The 479-nt window shown below is 40.9% G+C and carries 1 protein-coding gene; it reads left to right on the top strand.

All coding sequences use genetic code 11. From position 1 onward, the window contains the following. On the top strand, nucleotides 1-479 hold a 479-nt coding region (locus ACWIX0_RS14160; RefSeq protein ID WP_454174612.1), incomplete at both ends, for a hypothetical protein.

Raw genomic sequence — 479 nt, 5'->3', positions numbered from 1 at the left:
TTAGATTGCCACGATTCTAGTGTTTTTGACAAAAGCCTAGATTTTCACAATGACGAATTAAATTCCCCCTCCCTTGCGGAGGGGGATAAAGGGGGTGGGTATCAACACGCAATAAATTCAAATAAAACAAAATCAATGATTGCAAATTCTACCCACCCCCTAACCCCCTCCGCAAGAGAGGGAGAACAAAAAGAAAATTCTCACAATGACAAAATGGCTTGTCATACTGAGCGTAGCGAAGTATCTCAAAACCAAAATAGAAATATTTTGTTTTCTACGAAATCTCAATATGACAAAGTTGCCGTCATTGCTAGCAAACAAAGTGAGCGTGGCAATCTACAATGTAATAAGGATAAAAAATATACCCACCCCCTAACCCCCTCCGCAAGGGAGGGGGAATTTTTGGATTCAAACTTTACAAATGATGGGGGACAAGAGAGTGGCAACTCCGCAAGAGAGGGATTTTCTTTTGATAGCCT

Source organism: Helicobacter sp. T3_23-1059, assembly GCF_053654515.1.
Note: the sequence above shows the minus strand (reverse complement) of the source record. Positions and strands in the feature narration are given on the sequence as shown.